This window comes from Bacillus sp. AK128 (assembly GCF_053903075.1).
Window position 1 is genome coordinate 650,016 of sequence record NZ_CP096379.1, and the last position, 18,755, is coordinate 668,770.

The 18,755-nt window shown below is 38.5% G+C and carries 18 protein-coding genes and 1 tRNA gene; 16 read left to right on the forward strand and 3 right to left on the reverse strand.

Translation table 11 applies throughout. The annotated features are described in order from the left end of the window. The 5 genes from M1D60_RS02870 (at position 1) to M1D60_RS02890 (ending at position 4,793) form a co-directional block, all read left to right on the forward strand. Positions 1–975: a gluconeogenesis factor YvcK family protein gene (locus M1D60_RS02870; protein ID WP_456277714.1), complete on the forward strand. Its 975-nt coding sequence runs from the start codon at positions 1–3 to the stop codon at positions 973–975. 183 nt (positions 976–1,158) lie between these two features. Then, complete coding sequence (whiA, locus tag M1D60_RS02875) at positions 1,159–2,106, forward strand: DNA-binding protein WhiA (RefSeq protein ID WP_456277715.1); 948 nt, start codon at positions 1,159–1,161, stop codon at positions 2,104–2,106. Between the two features lie 26 nt (positions 2,107–2,132). Then, a complete protein-coding gene (locus M1D60_RS02880) occupies positions 2,133–2,390 on the forward strand; it encodes an HPr family phosphocarrier protein (protein ID WP_456277716.1) in 258 nt (85 codons plus the stop codon). A 290-nt stretch (positions 2,391–2,680) separates the two neighbouring features. Continuing rightward, on the forward strand, positions 2,681–3,565 hold the full coding sequence (locus M1D60_RS02885) for an ABC transporter ATP-binding protein (protein ID WP_456277717.1): 885 nt from the start codon (positions 2,681–2,683) through the stop codon (positions 3,563–3,565). A gap of 1 nt (position 3,566) precedes the next feature. Continuing rightward, entirely contained in the window at positions 3,567–4,793 is a 1,227-nt protein-coding gene (locus M1D60_RS02890) for an ABC transporter permease (protein WP_456277718.1), read from the forward strand. 324 nt (positions 4,794–5,117) lie between these two features. Here M1D60_RS02890 and clpP read toward each other — a convergent pair whose 3' ends face one another. Next, positions 5,118–5,705, reverse strand: a complete 588-nt coding sequence (gene clpP / locus M1D60_RS02895) for an ATP-dependent Clp endopeptidase proteolytic subunit ClpP (protein ID WP_456277719.1) — start codon at positions 5,703–5,705, stop codon at positions 5,118–5,120. 270 nt (positions 5,706–5,975) lie between these two features. Here clpP and M1D60_RS02900 point away from each other — a divergent pair. Both M1D60_RS02900 and M1D60_RS02905 read left to right on the forward strand, forming a co-directional pair. Further along, a tRNA-Arg gene (locus M1D60_RS02900) sits at positions 5,976–6,051 on the forward strand. Positions 6,052–6,193: 142 nt separating this feature from the next. Further along, the gene (locus M1D60_RS02905; protein WP_456277720.1) at positions 6,194–7,753 is read left to right on the forward strand and encodes a sensor domain-containing diguanylate cyclase; all 1,560 of its coding nucleotides are present in this window, start codon (positions 6,194–6,196) and stop codon (positions 7,751–7,753) included. 21 nt (positions 7,754–7,774) lie between these two features. Here the strand turns inward: M1D60_RS02905 and M1D60_RS02910 are convergent, their stop codons facing one another. Further along, positions 7,775–8,104, reverse strand: coding sequence for a DUF3817 domain-containing protein (locus M1D60_RS02910; protein WP_456277721.1), 330 nt, complete (start codon positions 8,102–8,104; stop codon positions 7,775–7,777). Positions 8,105–8,175: 71 nt separating this feature from the next. Beyond that, entirely contained in the window at positions 8,176–8,394 is a 219-nt protein-coding gene (gene yvfG, locus M1D60_RS02915; protein WP_456277722.1) for a protein YvfG, read from the reverse strand. A 118-nt stretch (positions 8,395–8,512) separates the two neighbouring features. On the opposite strand from yvfG, the gene rpoN reads away from it, so the two are divergent. The 9 genes from rpoN to secG all read left to right on the forward strand — a co-directional run bounded on the left by rpoN (position 8,513) and on the right by secG (position 18,457). Next, on the forward strand, positions 8,513–9,811 hold the full coding sequence (gene rpoN, locus M1D60_RS02920) for an RNA polymerase factor sigma-54 (protein WP_456277723.1): 1,299 nt from the start codon (positions 8,513–8,515) through the stop codon (positions 9,809–9,811). A gap of 169 nt (positions 9,812–9,980) precedes the next feature. Then, positions 9,981–10,232 (forward strand): glutaredoxin family protein, encoded by a 252-nt coding sequence (locus tag M1D60_RS02925; RefSeq protein WP_456277724.1) that lies wholly within the window; start codon positions 9,981–9,983, stop codon positions 10,230–10,232. Positions 10,233–10,376: 144 nt separating this feature from the next. Then, a complete protein-coding gene (locus tag M1D60_RS02930; RefSeq protein WP_456277725.1) occupies positions 10,377–11,396 on the forward strand; it encodes a sugar-binding transcriptional regulator in 1,020 nt (339 codons plus the stop codon). 50 nt (positions 11,397–11,446) lie between these two features. Next, positions 11,447–12,454 carry a type I glyceraldehyde-3-phosphate dehydrogenase gene (gene gap / locus M1D60_RS02935; RefSeq protein ID WP_456277726.1) on the forward strand — a complete coding sequence of 336 codons (1,008 nt, stop codon included), beginning with the start codon at positions 11,447–11,449 and terminating at the stop codon, positions 12,452–12,454. Positions 12,455–12,979: 525 nt separating this feature from the next. Then, positions 12,980–14,164, forward strand: coding sequence for a phosphoglycerate kinase (locus tag M1D60_RS02940; protein WP_456277727.1), 1,185 nt, complete (start codon positions 12,980–12,982; stop codon positions 14,162–14,164). A gap of 38 nt (positions 14,165–14,202) precedes the next feature. Further along, the gene (tpiA, locus tag M1D60_RS02945; RefSeq protein ID WP_456277728.1) at positions 14,203–14,964 is read left to right on the forward strand and encodes a triose-phosphate isomerase; all 762 of its coding nucleotides are present in this window, start codon (positions 14,203–14,205) and stop codon (positions 14,962–14,964) included. Next, entirely contained in the window at positions 14,957–16,489 is a 1,533-nt protein-coding gene (gpmI, locus tag M1D60_RS02950) for a 2,3-bisphosphoglycerate-independent phosphoglycerate mutase (RefSeq protein WP_456277729.1), read from the forward strand. The genes tpiA and gpmI overlap by 8 nt, the downstream gene beginning before the upstream one ends. Positions 16,490–16,511: 22 nt before the next feature. Next, a complete protein-coding gene (gene eno / locus M1D60_RS02955) occupies positions 16,512–17,804 on the forward strand; it encodes a phosphopyruvate hydratase (RefSeq protein ID WP_456277730.1) in 1,293 nt (430 codons plus the stop codon). Positions 17,805–18,223: 419 nt separating this feature from the next. Next, positions 18,224–18,457, forward strand: a complete 234-nt coding sequence (gene secG, locus M1D60_RS02960; protein ID WP_456277731.1) for a preprotein translocase subunit SecG — start codon at positions 18,224–18,226, stop codon at positions 18,455–18,457. Positions 18,458–18,755: the final 298 nt, after the last annotated feature.

The following is an 18,755-nucleotide window of genomic DNA, read 5'->3' on the forward strand; positions in this document are numbered from 1 at the left end:
ATGAAGAAAAAACAACCACGAATTGTCATCATCGGGGGTGGAACAGGACTTCCCGTTCTCTTAAGAGGATTAAAGGAATATCCTGTTCACCTTACAGCAATTGTGACGGTTGCTGACGATGGGGGGAGTTCCGGTCGGTTACGAGATGAACTTCAAATACCTCCTCCAGGTGATATTAGGAACGTGTTAGCCGCACTTTCAGATGTAGAGCCTCTTATTGTAGAGCTCTTCCAACATCGCTTTCAAAATGGCGGTGGGTTGTCTGGGCATGCCTTAGGTAATCTTCTACTAGCTGCATTAACCGATATAACGGGAGATTTTATGCATGCAATTAGAGAAATGAGTAAGGTTATGAATGTTAAAGGAAAAGTATTACCTGCCGCAAATCGCAGTATTGTCCTTCATGCTGAAATGGAGGATGGAACGGTCGTTTCAGGTGAATCAAAAATCCCTTATTCGGGGAAACGTATTAAAAAGGTATTTCTTACTCCGGAAAAAATTGAACCACTTAGTGAAACAATCCGTGAAATAAGAAGGGCAGATCTGATTGTCATTGGACCTGGTAGCTTATATACCAGTATCTTACCGAACTTGCTTGTTCCTAAAATTGGAGAAGAAGTAAGTAAATCAAAGGCCCAGAAAATATATGTCTGTAATGTGATGACACAGGCTGGTGAAACATTGGATTATACCGCAAGTGATCATGTTAAAGCGTTATACAATCATATAGGTCCTTCATGTATCGATAAAATTCTTGTTAATGATGAAGAAATTCCCGAATCCATTCAAGAGCTTTATGCAAAAGAATTAGCAAAACCAGTTATTTATGACACATCGAAATTAACTTCTTTAGGTTTAGAGATCATTCATGATAAAATAATTAATTATAATGGAGAAGTCATCAGACATGATACAGGAAAGGTAGCCTCTCTTTTATATAAATTAATAGAACAGCATGAAACCGTATATGAGTAAAACTTTCACCGTATAAGAATAGAGCGTGTTAGAAAAAGAAGAAAATATCGCCGAGAAGTTCGAGGCTGCAAGAATCAAAAGCGAGCCACCTATGAAGTTCGACGACTATTTTCACAAAACTTTTCAAACATCCTCTAATATTCTAATGGATGAGATGGTTCATTAGGTTAAGGGGGTGAAGAGTTGTCATTCGCATCAGAAACAAAGAAAGAGCTGACAAATCTTCAGGTGAAGGATTGTTGTGGTAAAGCTGAGTTGGCTGCGTTAATCAGAATGAACGGCTCCATGTCATTTTCAAATAAGCAGCTCTCACTTGATATTCAAACAGAAAATGCAGCGATCGCTAGACGGATTTACACGCTGTTAAAGAAGTTTTATGATGATGTAGTGGTCGAGCTTCTTGTTCGAAAGAAAATGCGTTTGAAGAAGAATAACGTATATATTGTTCGCTTAGTGAAAAATGCTAGAGGTATATTAGAGGACTTGCATATTCTCAACACTGGCTTTGAATTTATTCGAGAAATTTCACCCGCAATAGCAAAGAAAAAGTGCTGCAAACGCTCTTACCTACGAGGTGCATTTTTAGCAGGTGGTTCCGTCAATAATCCAGAAACTTCTTCCTACCATTTAGAAATATTCTCCCTCTATCAGGAGCATAACGAATCACTTTGTGAATTAATGAACGTGTTTGACCTTAATAGTAAGACGTTAGAACGTAAAAAGGGATATATCACGTATCTAAAGGAAGCAGAAAAAATCACTGAATTTTTAAATGTAATTGGTGCGCATCAGGCATTACTTCGGTTTGAGGATGTTCGAATTGTTCGAGATATGAGAAATTCGGTAAATCGTCTAGTGAATTGTGAAACCGCTAACTTAAATAAAACCATTGGTGCAGCTATCAGACAGGTAGAGAATATTAAGTTTATTGATCGAACAGTAGGTCTTCAAATACTTCCAGATAAACTACGGGAAATTGCTCAGCTGCGTGTAGACTACCAGGATGTGACGTTAAAAGAGCTGGGGGAAATGGTATCGGGTGGTTCCATCAGTAAATCAGGTATTAATCATCGACTTCGTAAGATTGATGAAATTGCAGATAAAATCCGTGCAGGAGAAAATATAAAGTAAACAAAATACAAAGGAGGAAGAAACAAATGGTTGAGAAAAAAATCGAAGTGAAGCTAAAGTCAGGCTTACAGGCACGACCAGCTGCAATGTTTGTTCAAGAAGCTAATCGTTTTTCATCAGAAATCTTTCTTGAGAAAGATGGCAAGAAGGTGAATGCAAAGAGCATTATGGGTCTCATGAGTTTAGCGGTAGGCTCTGGAGCTGAAGTTGTTTTATCTGCAGTCGGACACGATGAGCAGGCGGCATTAGAAGCACTTGAGAAGTTTGTAAATCAGACGATTTAAAATGAATGGCAGCGATGCCATTCATTTTTTTGTGGAAATAAAGAATAGTGGTGTTCCGTCGTAGAAAAAGGTTACTGTATTTCATTATGGTGAACCAACAGTATTCACTACAACAATTGGCCACAATCCACCATTAACTCAGCAATGGTTTTGGTTCAAAGATTAGTCCATTGTCAGTATACTCTTTCTTTTACAATTAAGGAAAATAATGGTTGTATTTTAACTGTTTATTTTTGTAAACTAATAGTGCATATGTACTAAAATAGCCGTTATCAAAGGGAGAAGATACATTGTTAGAAATTGTAGAGTTATCAAAAGCCTATAAAGATAAGAAAGCAGTAGATTCATTAAGTTTTTCAGTATCCTCTGGGGAGGTCTTTGGCCTATTAGGAAGAAACGGTGCGGGGAAAACCACCACTATTAAAATGATGCTTGGACTTGTGTCACCTGATCAAGGGAGCGTTCATTGGAAAAATCAAAAGGGCTTAAAGAATGTCTCGTTTGGATACTTACCTGAGGAAAGAGGACTGTATCCAAAAACAAAAGTAGCCGAGCAACTATCGTACTTTGCTAGATTAGAAGGTTTAAAAAAGGACGAAGTGAAGAAAAGTATAGATTACTGGATTGAAAGATTTGATATTGGAATCTACAGAGATAAATTAGCAGGGGATCTTTCTAAAGGTAACCAACAGAAGGTTCAAATTATCGCCACTTTATTACATAATCCCGAATTAATTATTTTGGATGAGCCTTTTAGTGGACTTGATCCGGTCAATGCAAACCTTTTGTCTGAGGTCATTATGGAAGAAAAACAAAAGGGAAAAGTTATTATTATGTCTAGTCACCAAATGGATCAAGTGGAAAAGTTCTGTGAAAATGTAGTATTGATGAAGGAAGGTCGGGCGGTTATTTCTGGTGAACTTGAGACAGTTAAAAAATCATATGGATTCATGCATCTGTCACTGTATGGAGAGCTTGATCAAATTGCCACCTATTGTACAGACCATAACTATCCGTTTGTACAGGAAGCGAAAAAAATTACCCTTTCATTGCCCCATGACCAGGACCCATTAGATATCTTATCAAAGATAAAGCAAGAGGATATTCATGTGAAAGAAGTTACGTATTTACAGCCAACTCTTCACCAAATTTTCATTGATAAGGTAGGGTCTTAATATGAAGCCATTATGGATTGCATTTTTATTTCATTTTAAAGAACAACTTAGATCTAAGGGATTTAAGATTACTTCTATTGTTATCTCTGCTGTTATTTTGGGATTCTTTGCATATAATCATTTTATGACATCCGAGGAAAATGTAGTAATCTCAGTCGTTAATTCAACATCCTTTGAAGTGAATATAGAGCAGATTGAAGCGGAAATAGAAGGAGGGACTGTCTCCCTCATCGGTTCAGAAGATATTGAGGCGGAAAAGGAAAAAATCAAGGATCAGGATGTAGATCATTTACTTATTATTGAAGAGCAACAATCCGTTCCGGTGGTATCTTATTTCTACAATCGATATCCAGATACAAGTGTCATCTATCCTTTTGTTACCCAGTTACAACAGCAATATATTTCTTCTGTGACAGATAGACATTCTTTATCACCCGAAATTACAACGGAGTTATTTTCAACTATACCAGTAGAGAGAAATATGTTAGCTGAAAATACTGGGAGCTTAGGTATTGTATATGTATTTATTTTCTTAATGTATACGTTTATCTTAATGTTTGGTCAAGGAATTGCGATGAACATTACCGGTGAAAAGTCAACAAGGGTAATGGAAGTGATGATTACGAAGATTAAGCCAATTTATATGTTATTTGCAAAAGTTCTTTCTAATCTTTGTGCTGGATTAATCCAAGTCTCTATCTTCTTCCTAGCGGGCTATGTGGCTCATCTTATTGGTTGGCTTAATGTTGATCAATTTAATATATTTGGGTTTGTATTCGATTTATCGCAAATCGATGCCGGTCTCATTGTAGCTTTTATGTTTTTCTTCTCTTGCGGGTATTTAATGTATGCCTTGTGCTTTGCTGCATTAGGGTCAGTCATTTCAAGAACGGAGGACCTTGGAAGTGTAATGGGGCCCGTTATGATTCTTGTCATTGGGGCATTAATGGTTGGTATGAGGACCATGATGGATCCAACTGGCATGCTTGTCACGTTCTCCACGTATTTCCCGTTTTTCTCACCGATTGTTGCGTTTGCTAAATTTGTTATGGGGGAAATAACCATGATTCAGCTAGTTATTAGTGGAGTCATTTTACTAGCTTCCATCTTGCTAATCGCATACCTGGCATCACGTATCTATGTGAAAGGTGTAATGGTGTATGGAGAGAAGTTTAAATGGTCTCAGTTAAGTGAGCTAGTTAAAAAGGAAAAGGTTCATCAACTTTAATTGATGTGGGTTACTGCAAATTTTGCTGCATTATTAATTTAAATTTAATTAATAATTTGGTCCGTTGGTTTCCGCTGCAGGCGCTTGCTTTCCGCGGGGAGGGACGTGAGCCTCCTCGGCTTTGCCTGCGGGGTCTCACACTTCCCTCATTTCCCGCAGGAGTCAAACGCCTTCCGCTCCAACCAACTCTTGGTTGTTTACATTATTATTATATTGAAAAATCTTTTCAGAAAACAACTTATACAAAAAGAGTAGTAGACTAAATACAAACCCATTATAAAATAAGAAAAAGTGAGGATATGAATTCCTCACTTTTTCTTATCATTACTTATTATCTTTTGTTAGAACCTGGTCGACTAGACCGTATTCCATTGCCTTATCAGCTGTCATGAAGTTGTCACGCTCTGTGTCGCGCTCGATTACTTCGATTGGTTGGCCAGTACGTTCTGCTAGGATTTCGTTTAGCTTTGAACGTAGGAATAGGATACGCTTAGCAGCAATTTCGATTTCAGTTGCTTGACCTTGTGCACCACCTAATGGTTGGTGAATCATAACTTCACTGTTTGGTAACGCGAAACGCTTGCCTTTTTCACCTGCAGCAAGAAGGAATGCACCCATTGAAGCGGCCATACCGATACAGATTGTAGAAACCTTAGGCTTGATAAATTGCATCGTGTCATAGATTGCCATACCTGCAGTTATTGAACCACCAGGGCTGTTAATGTATAAAGAAATATCTTTATCAGGATCTTCAGCAGCTAAGAATAGAAGCTGAGATACGATTGAGTTTGCTACATTATCATCAATTGCAGAACCTAACATGATAATTCTGTCTTTAAGAAGACGAGAGTATATGTCGTATGCTCTTTCACCGCGATTTGTTTGTTCGATTACCGTTGGAATTAAATTCATCGTGAAATCCTCCTTTAAAATCATTCAGTAGTTTATGTATTTATCATAACTCTAAGGTCAATGAAGGTCAAACAAAAGCCCTTGTCATTATATGTATTCAAAGATGAGTCCAATCATACCCTTCACTACCATATTCAGCATAACCAATTCTCATGCTTTTCTAACCCTAGTTACATAAATTTTAACATATGTTCGACTATATCCAATATAATCCTACTTGAAAAGTAGTGATTTCTTTCATATAATAGATAAGTCACACACTAAACACATGCGCTCGTAGCTCAGTTGGATAGAGCGGTAGTTTCCGGTACTACGTCTGCCGGGGGTTCGAATCCCTCCGAGCGCGTCCAATTATGAATAAGTAACGAAAAGCATCCTATTTCTGAAATGGGATGCTTTTATTTTGTATCTGTACATATCAATTAATCTTTAAAAAAGCCGATATATTTAATACTAGCAACAAAGAATCTTCATATGGTGGGACTAGAATGAAACGAAAAATATCTCTACAAAACTTAATTCTAATTTTAATATCCTTCGCAATGCTTGGGACGAGTATTGGTGGACTGGCCTCAAGTATTATTGTAAGTAAGGGGCATCTTGAGCAAAGTTACTTACATGAAAATCAATTTTATGCAGAAAAATTAGCTGATACAACAGATTCTTTATTTAGAAATATGTTTAGAACCCTTGAGGTAGGAGCAAAGAGTGTTTCTTTACTCATGGGAAATCAAGAAACAATGGCTCTAGAAATTAATAAAATATATGACTCTACCAATTTCTTTAACTCTGTTTTTTTTGTAGATCATAACGGGGTTATCGTCTCGACAGCTCCTAATTATGGATTGCTCGGTAAACAGTTACAATCAGTTGGAGTAAAAGAAGCATTAACAAAGAAACAGTCGTTAATTTCTCAGCCGTATATAGGAGTGACAGGTAGATTAATGGTGCTTATTTCTTATCCTGTTTTTAATGATGGTGGGGAATACCTTGGATTCATTGGCTCTACCATCTATTTGGAGGAACAGAACAGTATCAAGGAGACTCTTGGTCTACATCCAGAACATATGAATGATTCCTATGTATATGTAGTCGACTCAAAAGGGAATATCATCTATCACCCTGAAAAAGAACGTATTGGAGAGAACGTTATTCAAAATAATGTGGTTAAGAAGGTCGTTAAGGGAGAGGAAGGCCAAGCGGAGGTTAAAAATACAAAAGGAATTAAGATGCTGGCAGGTTTTTCATATGTCGAGACAAGTAAGTGGGGAATAGTGAGTCAGACCCCAGCTCAGTCTGTAATGGGCCCAACATATGAATTAGCTAATAATGTGGCGAAATATACGATTCCATTTATCATTTTCATCTTTATTATTTCTTTTCTTCTATTGAAGGCCATTGTTAATCCTCTTAAACAGCTTGCCAATTATGCCAGATTCATAGCTGAGAGAAAGAATGTAAGCCAGCCTGTCATACCAGATCGATATATAGAGCTTTCTGAATTAAAAACTACCATGTTTAAGATGGTCAAAGCCCATAAAGAACAAGTGGACCTGGCAGAAAGTCAATCGATTCTTGATTCTCTTACCGGTTTATATAATCGTCGTCACTTTGACAAGGTGATGAACAAATACAAGAACTATTCTGTTTTAATTCTCGATATTGATTATTTCAAAGCGGTGAATGATGAGTTTGGTCATTTAAAGGGAGACGAGGTGTTAAAATTTTTGGCTAATCTCCTAAAAGAGGAAATAAGGGACCTAGATTTATGCTTCCGTTTAGGTGGAGAGGAATTTTTAATTCTATTGCCCGATACGGAGATTGAAGATGCACAACAAATTGCCGAACGAATTCGAGAGAAAGTAGAAAGTACGCCAAGTCCAACTGGAAAGGTAATTACGATTTCAATTGGAATAGGGAATATGCCAAAGACAGCGATCCATTACACAGAATTGTTTAATCTTGTTGACCAAGCCTTATATAAAGCAAAAAGAAATGGACGAAATCAGTCCGCTATTGCAGAGAATAACAGAAGAAGCCATCCGTAACGGAGGCTTCTTCTTTATCTATTACATATCTTTATGTTTTTTTACAAAAATAACGGGATCCTCAAGTGTTTGTAGACGCTTGTCTAAAATGAAGGTTCCAAAAGGTATGAGTGAGGCGATGACCCCACCAAGTCCAAACCAAAATGACTGGCGGTAGGCAAAAAATACATGAGCTAGGGCAAACAAGAAAAGGACAAAAAATAAACCATGAATGGCTCCGGTAATCGTAACCGCAATTGGGAAGTCGGCCATATATTTCAACGGCATCGCAATCCCTAATAAAATGAGATAAGATAAGCCTTCAATTAAACCAATAAGTCGTAAGCGTCCGACAGGATTTGTTAATGTCATAGGAACCTCCAAATGTAGTTGTACTACTATTATAGTATAGAATTAAGTTAATTAACTAGCTCATTCTTTATTTAAAACTCCTGGGACTTAATGGTAGTATAAGCCTCATCTAAATTGCGAATGCGCTGGAGTGTTTCTGAACCTTTCGTCAGCTTTTCTGTAACAAGAGTTGAAACAATCGATCGATAATAGCTATTCATGGCATCCACACGGTCATTAAACTCAGCATGCATCTCCACATGCTTTCTCAAATTCTCCGCAAAGTAATCTACTGAAAACGTATCAGACAAACTAATCCCTCCTAAATTGATTGTCAACAAGTGGAAGGTTCCACCAAATTAAACCGATTTCTGAATTTCATTCTAATATGTAGCCAAGTGATGTAAAATAAGAGTGAGGTGATGAATCGTGAAAACAGGGCTAGTACAGCAGCAAACGACTAAGCTTGCCTTAACTAAAGAGCTTAGGCAGGCAATTACGTTACTACAGTATACTTCGTTCGAGCTTACTACTTATATTAATGAATTATCACTGGAAAACCCGTTTATTGAGCTTCAAGAACCAACCTACAAGGGAAAGTCTCGTAAAATAAAATCAACGAATCATCAAATAGATTTTGAGGTGGCTGCTCCTCATGCACCAACCTTGTCAGAATATGTACAATCACAACTTATCTTGCAATCGATTACATTAGAACTTCATCATAGAATTATGTTCCTTGTTGATAATTTTGATGATCATGGCTATTTACGAGAGTCGTTAGAGGACTTAAGTCTTGAATCCCCCCATACCTATGAAGAACTACTCGAAGCGTTAACCTATATTCAGGACGAGCTAGAGCCGATTGGAATTGGTGCTCAAAGTCTGCAGGGATGTTTACTGATTCAATTAAGAAGAAAGTACCCGAAAAAACTAGTCATTCAAAAGATAGTAGAGCATTATTTCACACAGCTTGCAGAGCGAAAATGGGATTCAATCAGTAAGGCTCTAAAAATTTCCAACGATGAAATTAAGAAATCACTAAATTTAATTCAGACGCTAGATCCAAGACCTGGTTCAGAATATAAGAAGGCTGAAATCAGTTATATTGTGCCCGATTTATTTATAGAAAAACATAAAGGACAATATAAAGTATTCATAAACGAGCGTTCTTATACTTCGTTCTCGATTAATAAAGACTACCTAAATATGAAAAACCAATCGATGGATCAAGCTTCCAATGATTTTTTGAAAAATAAGTTTCAGGAAGCAAATTGGGTCAGGCAAAGTGTGGAACAGCGAAAGCGAACGATGGTTAAAGTAACAGAGTCAATCCTCAAAAGGCAAGAACAGTTTTTTGAAAAAGGAGTTGCCTATCTCGAGCCGCTCACCCTAAAAGAAATTGCAAATGATGTGGAATTACATGAATCAACGATAAGCCGTACAGTTAGGGGTAAATATGTTCAAGCTCCTGCTGGTGTGTTTGAGCTCAAATACTTTTTTCATTCTAAAGTTAAATCAACCAGTAACCAGGAAATCTCATCAGTAAGGGTAAAAGAAATCATTTCGCTTATGACTAAGCAAGAAAATAAACAAAAGCCCCTATCCGATCAAAAAATCTCGAATCTATTAAAAGAGGAACATGATTTAAACGTCTCAAGGAGAACGGTGACTAAGTACCGTGAGCAACTTCATATCCCATCCTCTTCTGCTAGAAAACAATACTAGAACGTGTTCAAAAAGGAGGATGAAAAGGACCGAGAAGTTCGAGGCGGTGAAGCTTTGAGTACCGGAGCGTATGCAATTAATACGTGAGGAACGGAAAAGCAATCCAACGAAGAAATTCGATGTGTCATTTTCACCGGACTTTTTGAACATCCTCTATTAAGGAGCAACTATGAAAACATCTACAATTACATTTTATACGAAAGAAAACTGTCCGCTTTGTGATAAAGCGAAAGTCATCATAAACGAATTAGCTCAGGAATTCCCTGTGATCATCGAGGAGAAGGATATTTATAAAGATGATCAATTATTAGAACTGTATCAGTTGATGATTCCAGTTTTAACACTTGATGGGGAACAAATTGCCTATGGACTCATAGATCGTGAAAGCGTTAAAAAACAATTAATTCAAAAATTAGGCTAGCTACTAGTTGAATGAACCATTTATTCCTGATACAATTAAATTTGTAAAGGGGATAAATTTTTTTACCGCAAGTGGGACATATTAAGTCTATAAGGGACATTATAAGTCCCAACTAGAAAAATATTCCTATTAAGGAGTGGAAAGATGAAATCCTTGCTAGAGGTACAAAAGAAATTATTGCCTGACCTTCTTTCCATTATGCAAAAGAGGTATCAAATTCTGCAGTATATCCGGTTAACAGAACCGATTGGAAGAAGACCGTTAGCTGCAGCATTAGATATTACAGAAAGAGTCCTTCGTGCTGAGGTCGATTTTTTCAAGGAGCAGGGCTTGTTGTCGATGACAACGACTGGAATGAGTCTCACTGATGATGGACAAATGCTACTGCTTGAGCTAGAGGAAATGATGAAGGAAGTTACCGGTCTGACGACTCTTGAGCAAAAATTACAAGAGAAGCTGAATGTTAAGCGTGTAGTCGTTGTAGCAGGAGACAGTGACCACTCAACCCTTGTCAAGCAAGAGATGGGAAGAGCTACTGCAACTTGTATGAAGGAATATATGAGCGATGAAACGATCATAGCGGTTACCGGTGGTACGACCTTAGCTTCCGTTGCAGAACGAATGAGTCCAGATCCAAAGCAAAAGGATATTCTGTTTGTTCCGGCTCGAGGTGGACTAGGTGAGCAGGTTGAAAATCAGGCTAACACCATTTGTGCCAAAATGGCAGAAAAGGCAATGGGGCATTATCGCCTTCTCCATGTTCCTGGTCAACTTAGCAATGAAGCCTACCAATCTTTAATTGAAGAGCCATCTGTTAAGGAGGTACTAGATCAAATAAAATCAGCCCGAATGGTGGTCCATGGTATTGGAGATGCTATTACTATGGCTGAACGGAGGAAGACTTCGTCTACTGATCTAGCCAGCATAATGAAAGAAAAAGCAGTCGCAGAAGCATTTGGCTATTACTTTAATCGAGAAGGACACGTCGTACATAAAGTGAAAACAATTGGCATACAACTCGACGATTTAAAGAATGCTAAATGTGTAATCGCAGTGGCTGGAGGTTCATCTAAAGCAGAAGCCATTCGAGCCTTTATGAAGCAAGGTTATGATACCGTCATTGTCACAGATGAAGGTGCAGCAAAAGAGTTAGTAAAGGGATAACCCTTACCAATAATAAATTTAATTTACATTTTCTTGAGGAGGAAAATAAGATGACAGTAAAATTAGGTATTAACGGGTTTGGACGTATTGGACGTAATGTATTTCGTGCAGCTTTAAAGAACCCTAACGTAGAGGTAGTAGCAGTCAATGACTTAACTGATGCAAAAACATTAGCTCATCTATTAAAATATGATACCGTTCACGGACGTTTAGATGCAGAAGTATCTGTAAATGGCAACACATTAGTAGTTGGTGGAAAAGAAGTTAAAGTATTAGCTGAGCGTGACCCAGCACAACTAGGTTGGGGTAATCTTGGTGTTGATATCGTGGTTGAATCAACAGGTCGCTTCACAGACCGTGCAGATGCGGCGAAACATTTAGAAGCTGGCGCTAAAAAAGTAATTATCTCTGCTCCTGCAAGTAACGAAGATATCACAGTTGTAATGGGTGTTAACGAAGATCAGTATGATGCAGCAAATCATCACGTACTTTCAAATGCATCTTGTACTACAAACTGTCTAGCTCCATTTGCAAAGGTTATTAACGATCAGTTCGGAATCAAAAAGGGTATGATGACAACTGTTCACTCTTACACGAACGACCAACAAATTTTAGACCTTCCACATAAGGACTTCCGTCGTGCTCGTGCAGCTGCTGAAAACATCATTCCAACTTCAACAGGTGCAGCAAAAGCTGTTTCACTTGTGTTACCAGAACTAAAAGGGAAACTAAACGGTATGGCAATGCGTGTTCCTACACCTAACGTATCATTAGTTGACTTAGTTGTGGAGCTTGAAAAGGATGTAACTGTTGAAGAAATCAATGCTGCTCTAAAAGCAGAAGCAGAAGGTAAGCTAAAAGGAATCCTTGCATTCAGCGATGAGCCATTAGTATCTAGCGATTACAATGGTGACCCTCATTCTTCAACAATTGATGGTCTTTCTACAATGGTTCTTGAAGGAAACTTAGTGAAAATTGTTTCTTGGTATGACAACGAGTCTGGTTATTCGCACCGTGTTGTTGACTTAGCTGAGTATATGGTGCAAAAGGGACTTTAAGGTGAACCTTCCATCAATATTCATTTGATGGTTAGTTGAACCAATCGGGCTTTTAGGGGCAGTTTCCTCTATTCTAGTTACTTGCTATTGCTACCAACTAGAATAGGCGATTAATGCCCGTTAATGCCGGATAATAGTTATGGATTAACTCCAAAACAACGTCTATAATAAGATTGGAAAGATTTGGGGAGTAGGGTTAAGACCTTCTCCCCTTCTAGATGTTGGTGGTGTGTTTTATTCTTGGTGTGGGGACGCTTTTTGGGCGGTGGTATGGAATATTTTGTCATTTCGTTGATGAAAGTGCTGTTTTCGTTGATAAAGTGGAAATATCGTCGATAAGTCTAGTTAATTCGTTGATAAATTCACATTTTCGTCGACAAACACTCAATTATCGTTGATAAATGATCTAACGTACATAAATGTAACTATATTTCTCTTCCAAACAAGCCATCTAACAAGGATAAAAGGATAAATGCTAGAACAAACTATCAGTTAGTCTCTTATGAAGAGGGAGGATCCTGTAAAATGAACAAAAAATCAATTCGTGATGTCGAGTTAAAAGGAAAGCGAGTGTTTTGTCGTGTTGACTTTAACGTTCCTATGCGTGACGGTGAAGTAACAGATGATACTCGTATTCGTGCTGCATTGCCAACGATTCAATATCTTACAGAGCAGGGTGCAAAGGTCATTCTTGCGTCTCACCTTGGGCGTCCTAAAGGTCAAGTAGTAGAAGAGCTTCGCTTAGATGCTGTTGCCAAGCGTTTAAGTGACCTTAGTGGAAAAACGGTTGTTAAGGTAGATGAAGCTTACGGTGATGAAGCCGAGTTAGGTATTTCTAAGCTTAATGAAGGTGATATTTTATTACTAGAAAATGTTCGCTTTTATCCTGGCGAGGAAAAAAATGATGCAGAGCTTGCTAAGCAGTTTGCTAATTTAGCAGATGTATATGTAAATGATGCATTTGGTGCAGCTCACCGCGCTCACGCTTCAACAGCGGGAATTGCTGAACATCTACCAGCAGTTGCAGGCTTTCTAATGGAAAAAGAACTAGAAGTACTAGGAAAAGCGTTATCAAATCCAGAACGTCCGTTTACTGCCATCATCGGTGGGGCAAAGGTAAAGGACAAGATCGGAGTAATTGATAATCTACTTGATAAGGTAGACAACCTCATTATCGGTGGAGGATTAGCTTATACGTTTGTTAAGGCACAAGGCCATGATGTTGGGAAATCATTACTTGAAGAGGATAAGATTGATCTAGCCCTTTCATTCATGAACAAGGCAAAGGAAAAGGGTGTAAACTTTTACATGCCAGTCGATGCGATCGTTGCTGATGACTTTTCAAATGATGCAGAAACAAAGGTAGTGGCAATTGATTCGATTCCTTCTGATTGGGAAGCTTTAGATATCGGACCAGAAACAAGAGAAATCTACAAGAAGGTTGTCTCTGAATCAAAGCTTGTGATGTGGAATGGTCCTATGGGAGTTTTTGAATTAGAATCGTTCGCAAATGGAACAAAAGCAGTAGCTCAAGCCTTAGCAGACGCAACGGATGCTTACACAGTTATTGGTGGAGGAGACTCAGCGGCAGCAGCAGAAAAATTCGGCCTTGCTGAAAAGATGGATCATATCTCCACAGGTGGCGGAGCATCACTTGAATTTATTGAAGGTAAAGAACTACCAGGTGTAGTAGCTTTAAATGATAAATAATAGAGGATGATTCCTCTTACATAAGGAAGGTGTCAAATATGCGTAAACCAATCATTGCTGGTAACTGGAAAATGCACAAAGTCCTTTCCGAGGCAAAAGGCTTCATTGAAGAAGTGAAAGGATTAGTTCCTTCACAGGATAAAGTGGACGCAGTAGTATGTTCACCAGCTCTTTTCTTAGAGAGTCTTGTGCAATTAACAAACGGTACGGATGTAAAAATCGGTGCTCAAAACATGCATTTTGAAGATCAAGGTGCATTTACTGGTGAAAATAGCCCTGTAGCTCTTAAGGACCTAGGTGTTAGCTACACAATTCTTGGTCACTCAGAACGCCGTGAGCTTTTTGCTGAAACGGATGAGTCTGTTAACAAGAAAACATTAGCAGCATTTAAACATGGTCTTGTACCAATTGTTTGTTGTGGGGAAACATTAGAGCAGCGTGAAGCAGGACAAACGAATGAGTTTGTAGGTGGCCAGATTGAAAAGGCACTTACTGGATTAACAGAAGAACAGGTAAAAGAAACTGTCATTGCATATGAGCCAATTTGGGCAATCGGTACAGGCAAAACGGCTTCTGCTGAGGATGCTAATGAGGTTTGTGCTCATATTCGCCAAACAGTAGCTTCAAAATTTTCACAAGCTGCTGCTGATTCAGTGAGAATTCAATATGGTGGAAGTGTAAAGCCTTCTAACATCAAGGAATTTTTATCTCAACCCGATATTGATGGGGCGTTAGTTGGAGGGGCAAGCTTAGAAGCTACTTCTTACTTACAGCTACTGGAGGCTGTCGCAAATGACTAAGCCTGTTGCTTTAATTATTTTAGATGGATTTGCTTTACGCGATGAAGTGAAAGGAAATGCAGTCGCTCAAGCGAAGAAGCCAAATTTCGATCACCTCTGGAATAACTACCCTCATCAAATGCTAACCGCATCTGGTGAAGCGGTAGGGCTTCCGGAAGGTCAAATGGGTAATTCTGAAGTAGGTCATTTAAATATTGGAGCGGGCCGTGTTGTTTATCAAAGCTTAACAAGAGTAAATGTGGCCATTAGAGAAGGGCATTTTGAACGAAATGAAACCTTTATTGAAGCCATGAATCATGTGAAGCAAAAAGGAACGAACCTACATATATTTGGCTTGCTTTCAGATGGTGGAATTCATTCTCATATTCATCATTTATATGCACTATTAAAGATTGCTAAGTCTGAAGGAATCACGAATGTCTATATTCACGGTTTTTTAGATGGAAGAGACGTGGGCCCACAAACAGCGAAGCGATATATTGGTGAGCTAGAGGCGCAAATGGAAGAGCTTGGAGTAGGGGAAATTGCTACTTTGTCTGGTAGATACTACTCCATGGACCGCGATCAGCGCTGGGAACGTGTTGAAAAATCATATCGTGCCATGGTGTACGGTGAAGGTCCTGCTTATGCTAATCCATTAGAATGTATAGAGGATTCTTATCAAAATGGAATTCATGATGAATTCGTGTTACCTTCCGTTATGAAAAAGGCAGATGGTACACCTGTTCAAACGATCCAAGATGAAGATGCCGTTATTTTCTATAACTTTAGACCAGATCGAGCCATTCAAATTTCGAATACTTTTACAAATGAAGACTTCAGATCGTTTGTTCGTGGGGAAAAACATCCTAAACAATTACATTTTGTTTGTTTAACCCATTTCAGCGAAACCGTGCAAGGCTATGTTGCTTTTAAACCGTCGAACCTTGATAATACACTTGGTGAAGTATTATCACAAAATGGTTTAAAGCAACTAAGAATTGCAGAGACTGAAAAGTATCCACATGTTACGTTCTTCTTTAATGGTGGACGGGAAAATCCATTCCCAGGTGAAGAACGAATTCTCATTAGTTCACCTAAGGTGGCTACATATGATTTACAGCCAGAGATGAGTGCTTATGAAGTAACAGATGCTTTATTAAATGAAATTGCAGCTGATAAGCATGATGTAATCATCCTAAACTTCGCTAATCCAGATATGGTCGGACATTCTGGTATGTTAGAGCCTACAATGAAGGCGATTGAAGTAGTGGATGAATGTTTAGGTAAGATTGTTAACGCAATTCAGGCAAAAGGCGGAGTTTCCATTATTACAGCCGACCATGGTAATGCCGATGAGGTAACGACGATGGAAGGTACTCCAATGACTGCCCATACAACAAATCCGGTTCCGGTTATTGTTGTAAAAGAAGGCGTTGAGTTAAGAGAAGATGGAATCTTAGGTGATCTCTCACCAACCGTTTTAGATTTACTAAACCTATCACTTCCAAAGGAAATGACGGGGACATCTTTAATAAAAAAATAATTAGAATATAGGAGTGAATATAATGCCATTTATCATTGATGTGTATGCACGTGAAGTTTTAGATTCTCGCGGAAATCCAACAGTTGAGGTTGAAGTTTATACAGAGTCAGGTGCAATGGGCCGTGCTCTAGTACCAAGTGGAGCTTCAACAGGTGAATATGAAGCAGTAGAACTACGTGATGGTGACAAGAGCCGTTACTTAGGAAAAGGTGTAGAAAAAGCAGTTGATAACGTAAATGAAGTCATTGCTCCAGAAATCATTGGTTTAGATGTAACGGACCAAGTAGCAATTGATGAATTATTAATCGACTTAGACGGAACTGAAAATAAAGGGAAGCTAGGAGCAAATGCGATTCTAGGTGTTTCTATGGCTGCTGCTCGTGCTGCTGCTGATTACTTAGATCTTCCACTATACAAGTACCTAGGTGGATTCAATGCAAAAACTCTTCCAGTTCCAATGATGAACATCATTAACGGTGGAGCTCATGCTGATAACTCAGTTGATATTCAGGAATTCATGGTAATGCCAGTTGGTGCAGAAAGCTTCAAAGAAGCACTACGTACAGGTACTGAAATTTTCCATCACCTAAAAGCTGTTTTAAAGGAAAAAGGCCACAGTACAGCTGTAGGTGACGAGGGTGGATTTGCTCCTAACCTTGGTTCTAACGAGGAAGCATTGCAAACTATCATCGAGGCAATTGAGCGTGCTGGTTACAAGCCAGGCGAAGAAGTAAAGCTTGCAATGGACGTAGCTGCTTCTGAGCTATTCAACAAAGAAGACGGTAAGTACCACTTAACAGGTGAAGGTGTTGTGAAAACATCTGCTGAAATGGTTGATTTCTATGAGCAGCTAGTTGCGAAATACCCAATCATCTCTATTGAAGATGGTCTAGATGAAAACGACTGGGAAGGTCACAAGCTATTAACAGAACGCCTTGGCGGAAAAGTTCAATTAGTAGGTGACGATCTATTCGTTACAAACACAGCTAAGCTTTCTGAAGGTATTGAAAAGGGTGTAAGTAACTCAATCCTAATCAAGGTTAACCAAATCGGTACTTTAACTGAAACGTTTGAAGCGATCGAAATGGCGAAGCGTGCTGGTTATACTGCTGTTATTTCTCACCGTTCTGGTGAAACAGAAGACAGCACAATCGCTGATATCGCTGTTGCTACAAATGCTGGTCAAATTAAGACAGGTGCTCCATCTCGTACAGACCGTGTTGCGAAATACAACCAGTTACTTCGCATTGAGGACGAGTTAGGATTCACAGGCCTATATGGTGGTCTTGATTCATTCTATAACTTAAAGAAGTAATTTTGTAGGAGTGTCCCCCTTTGGATGGGGCACTCCTTTGTTTTTTGGTAAAATTTGTCGTTTCGTTGATAAAACATTACTAATCGTTGATAAACATGTAAAAGTGTTAGATAAAGTCCCATTTTCGTTGATAACGAGAACATTTCGTTGATAACACTCTAGTTTTCGTTGATAAGCTTAGTTTTGTATATCTCAAATTCTATTTTTAAGTAGATTTGATCTAGAATTGGATGCCTAGCACAGGAATATTTCGATTCCAAACAAAAAGAACGTACATCTATACTAGAATTGGTTGTTTATCTTCTCGAAGTCTATCTCCAATCAACAACCGACACCGTTTAACATTAATTTTCTTGTCTCTCTTTACTTTTTGTGATACATTTATGATAATGTGAAGTGCGTTTAGGAGGTGTCGTCTCGTGCATGCTTTATTCGTAACGTTATTAATTCTAGTATCGATTGGTTTAATCGTAGTTGTTCTTCTGCAATCAGGTAAGAGTGCAGGTTTATCTGGAGCTATTTCCGGTGGTGCTGAGCAGCTTTTTGGAAAGCAAAAGGCACGCGGTATTGATGCGGTGTTACATCGAATTACGATTGTATTATCCGTTCTATTCTTTGTTCTAACAATTGCAGTTGCCTTCTTTGGCGCTTAAAACTGAATGCTAGGATATCAAGCGTTGGTCACACTCCAACGCTTTTTTATATTATAGCGAAATTATAAAATAAATCATTTGTGGAAAACTCAAGTCTGTGCATTTCAATCTAGCTCCAGCGCCCAGCCCCTCGAGGTTAAATAACCTGAAGAGAATAAAATGGAAAGAGCGCCATTTTTTTCTCTTCAGAACATTTACTTGTCGGGGCTAAACGGGGCGCTTGCGCCTTTTGTTCTATTTACATAGATAGTTCAGTCAAGGATTGTTTAAACTAATATAAACATAATGATCGTAGACA